The 3,867-nt window shown below is 43.1% G+C and carries 4 protein-coding genes and 1 pseudogene; 4 read left to right on the top strand and 1 reads right to left on the bottom strand.

What is annotated here, in order from left to right; genetic code table 11:
* Positions 1–158: 158 nt before the first annotated feature.
* A complete protein-coding gene (locus tag GOU96_RS17065) occupies positions 159–1,139 on the top strand; it encodes a Solitary outer membrane autotransporter beta-barrel domain (RefSeq protein WP_174499766.1) in 981 nt (326 codons plus the stop codon).
* On the opposite strand, the gene GOU96_RS17060 is transcribed toward GOU96_RS17065, so the two are convergent.
* Positions 1,136–2,257 (bottom strand): GGDEF domain-containing protein, encoded by a 1,122-nt coding sequence (locus GOU96_RS17060; RefSeq protein WP_114788545.1) that lies wholly within the window; start codon positions 2,255–2,257, stop codon positions 1,136–1,138. The two genes, GOU96_RS17065 and GOU96_RS17060, sit on opposite strands and share 4 nt — an antisense overlap.
* A gap of 467 nt (positions 2,258–2,724) precedes the next feature.
* On the opposite strand from GOU96_RS17060, the gene GOU96_RS17055 reads away from it, so the two are divergent.
* The 3 genes and pseudogenes from GOU96_RS17055 to pntA form a co-directional block, all read left to right on the top strand.
* The gene (locus tag GOU96_RS17055) at positions 2,725–3,099 is read left to right on the top strand and encodes a late competence development ComFB family protein (protein WP_001177156.1); all 375 of its coding nucleotides are present in this window, start codon (positions 2,725–2,727) and stop codon (positions 3,097–3,099) included.
* A 9-nt stretch (positions 3,100–3,108) separates the two neighbouring features.
* Positions 3,109–3,387, top strand: coding sequence for an HlyU family transcriptional regulator (locus GOU96_RS17050; RefSeq protein ID WP_000522485.1), 279 nt, complete (start codon positions 3,109–3,111; stop codon positions 3,385–3,387).
* Positions 3,388–3,679: 292 nt separating this feature from the next.
* Positions 3,680–3,867 (top strand): annotated as a pseudogene (gene pntA, locus GOU96_RS17045) (NAD(P)(+) transhydrogenase (Re/Si-specific) subunit alpha); the annotation flags it as partial.

Genomic DNA, 3,867 nt, shown 5'->3' with positions numbered 1-3,867 from the left:
GTTGTTGGTACGGATGCCAGCCTTGAAGTCGCAAGCGATCCTCGCAGTGATGGTGCAGCATTACAACTGTGGCTGGAATAATTCCCGTAAACAGTACCTTATGTCGGTTAAGTCGATTATTATTTACAGCCCGACCGTAACATGAGAACCAAGATTTGATGAAGTTACCCTTACGCCTAAGCTTTGGATGTTTACTTGTGATGTCGTTTTCTGCAACGGCAAAAAGCTATGATTTTATTCAAGAACATCTTGAGCAAGCTTTTTCATCAAGTGTGGTTTTGTCGGATAGTGATGTTTTTACTGCAGGGTTCAACAATTTTGATCCTAACGATTGGTTTAAAACCGACAATGACAATTTGGGTACACCTGAATCGATTGAAAACCGCAAGAAATATAAATCGAGTACGCTCCCTATCACGCTTGCTTTAAGTGAGGAAGAGGCATATCACCAGCATCAGCTTTTCTTTCGTCTTTCCGCTTCAGTGATTGATGATGAACTGCGTATTACAAATATACCCGGGGAAACGGAGCGCTATCGTCAATCGGTGCTGGGCGGGGCGATGTTTTATCGTTATCAATATCGACTAACCGATCACTGGACTTTGACGCCGGCCATCGGAACGCATCTACTCTATTACCGCAACACAGTGACCTATAACAACCCCCAATTTAAAATGCTCTTCTCGCCATTAGATGGGTTACTGGTTAACACTTATGCTTGGGCAAACTTGGTCGAGACAAATCTTAAGATTCAGTACGAAGAAGAAAAAAGCTGGGGTCGATGGAAGGCCTCATCGGCATGGCACTATTTTGGTGGCTATGGTTGGGGTAAAGCCAATAATGGTGAAGTGGGTAATCCAGAAGGGTGGTATATCGCCAACACGTTAACGGGGATTTATGACTTCACTCAGCTTGGCCGTTCCGTTCAATCAATTTATGGCAGTATTAAGCGAGTTGATGTGGGTAGTACACCACAAGAGCCGTTAGGGACATCCAATTATTATGAGGCGAGTTTTGGTTGGTTAATGACGCCGCCTTTTGAGATAGAACTCGTTGACAATATTGGTTTAGGACTGACGTTTAACTATGGTAGTGCATTCAAGGGCGGGAGCATTGTGCTGTTTTTCAACCAAGATTAACTAGCGACTTTGACACAATTGCGCCCAGCTTGCTTCGCTTTATAAAGTGCTCCATCCGCGGCTTTGAGTGCCTCAATAGGATGACGGTACAGCTCAGAATCACACACGCCAATGCTGATGGTAATAGTGACAATGTCACTGTTACTTTTTCGGCTGCGTTTTTTTGCACCTTCAGCATGACTTTTCGGGCGCTGGTTGGTGTCACGAATCACCAACTCGTAGGACTCAATATCCTGCCGTAAGGCCTCGATGAAAGGCAAAACCTCCTTTGCCAATTTTCCTTTGTAAATAATCGAGAACTCCTCACCACCATAGCGGTAAACTCGTGCTTTACCGTTGATTTCACGTAATCGAGAGGCAACCAGTTTTAATACATCGTCCCCCGTATCATGCCCGTAAGTATCGTTAAACTTCTTGAAATGGTCGACATCGAGCATAGCGAGGGTAAATTTTCGACCTATATGTTTTAAATCCTGATCAAGCGCTTGCCGACCAGGAATTTGGGTGAGTGGATCGTTAAATGCCATCTCATAGCCCGCGGAAATGAGGTAAACCAGAATAAGCAGCCCAGATAAGGTAAACATGATGGTGGAAATATAAGGCACATGAAACAGCACAAACGCATTCATGCTCAATACAATCGAACTATAAACCACAACATCAAGAATTTGATTGCGCGTTAATACCGAGATAGCAGCAATACCTGCGAGTGCGACAAGATAGGCAACAACCACCAAGGGTAAGCGAGAAATTTGCGGTACAACGAAAAATATTCCCTCGGTGAGGCTGGAATGGTCTGTTTCACCTATGTGTAGCTGGGTCAGCCAAGCCCAAAAGATGAACAGCAATAAAATAGCCAAGTAACTGAGGAAGGATTTGCTGAATAATCCAGCATTCTTGTAGGCGTAAGGTAAAAAACAGGCCACAGGCAAAAGCAAGCTCAGCATAATGAGTTCAAGCATGGTGGAATTGACGGTTAAAGGCGTTTGAAGTCGAATTTGGATCAACCAGTAAGCCAGTAACATCGTCATCGCTACCATGGCGATTCTGCTTTGTTTAAAAATGTGAGCAACGGTTAGCGCAATCAAAAAGAGAATGTAGGGGAGGTTGACCGCCATGCCTAAGTTAGACTTTATCACCAGTACCACATTGCTCAAGCCTAGCCAAATGGCTACCAGCAGCAATAGAGGAAAACCGAAACGGAACCAAGGTGAAGTAACAAAGCTAGAAGACATGAATTCCTGAGGTTCTACATTGAATTAATGATAATTCTACAATTAAAAATTGTAACCAAGGATACTTTGATTTCGTGAATTTCCAAGCTTTTTACTCAAGTTCAGTGATGAAAACTATGCTTATTGCGTAAGTATATTGTGACAAGTATAGGCTTGATTAAAGATAAAGTTTGGTAGATTCGGCTACAGTGATCTCATGGCGTCGTGCAGAATCTACAATGACAAGCTACTTGCCGTTGCAGCTTGTCATTGTAGCTTGCCGACCCTGACGCAGCTTCAAGTAACAAGGTCACTATCGATGAAAAGTGCAATGAAACGTAGTGTTTTGACGGTTTAGCAGGAGAAACAAGATGCAATTGAGCGAAGATGTTCATAATTATATGGAAACTCTGGTTGGCCAAGTGCTTGGGCAACCTGAATACTCAGAGACTTACGACCAAGATCAGCTCGCTGATTTGGCCTGCTTGGCTTTGTGCCAATTACGACCTATCTATATTCGCCATGACATCGATTTTCTTTCTGCATTGCCAGAGGCCAAACTGGTTATTCTTAAAGATCATGCTCTGATCGCTGTTCAAGCTGCTGAATCCATGATAGTTAATGATCGGCGTCGTAATAGAGACAGTGATGTGCCCGTGATTTTCACACATGCACGTTTTGATGATGATGCCGAATTGGAGTGGTTTGAAACTCCGATCGTCAACCAAGTTCAGCACCATAAGTAAGGAATCAAAGTGGGATTATTTTCGCGCCTTTTTGGTAAGCCAAAGCAGCAAGAGCCGGTTCAGGTTGAACCCATCGAATATAAAGGTTTTATGATCTATCAAGAGCCCATTTCTGAAAACGGACAGTTTCGGGTTGCAGGTCGAATCACACAAGAAATCAATGGTGAGTTGAAAACCCATCGTTTTATTCGCTCTGATTTGGTTTCTAATAAAGCGGATGCGGAAGAGTTGATGCTCAAGAAAGCGCAGCTATTTATCGACCAAATGTCCGGCCAAATCTTTTCCTAACACACCCAGATATTGATAAATATCATGAATATCACTTATGCCAGAGGCTATGCTTAGGCTCTTTTCAATACTGGCATAATCTAACTCTCTGTTTTTATAAAAGATAATTACAACTGGTTTGACCTCTGTTTTGTGTGAAATCCGTTGTAATTATCTAACAGACTTCACACAATCAGTCTCAACTTGGCATTAAAAGTAACCAAGCTTCGTAATTGAATTACAAACAGCTTGCAGTTCATGTCATCGTCCGATAAAAACAGATAATCATTGTGCCAATAGTCAAGGAACCGCTATGCAAATTGGTGTACCAAGAGAACAACTCGCTGGTGAAACACGAGTCGCTGCTTCTCCCTCATCGGTAGAACAGCTTATTAAATTAGGATTTGAGGTTTGTATCGAATCAAAAGCCGGAGCGCTTGCCAGTTTCGATGATGCCGCTTATACCGCAGCCGGCGCTACGATCGGCTCACGTGAAGAGAT

The sequence above is a fragment of the Vibrio sp. R-1 genome (assembly GCF_035615595.1).
GTDB lineage: Bacteria > Pseudomonadota > Gammaproteobacteria > Enterobacterales > Vibrionaceae > Vibrio > Vibrio cholerae.
The sequence above is the reverse complement of the archived record's forward strand: the minus strand, read 5'-3'. Positions and strand labels throughout refer to the sequence as shown.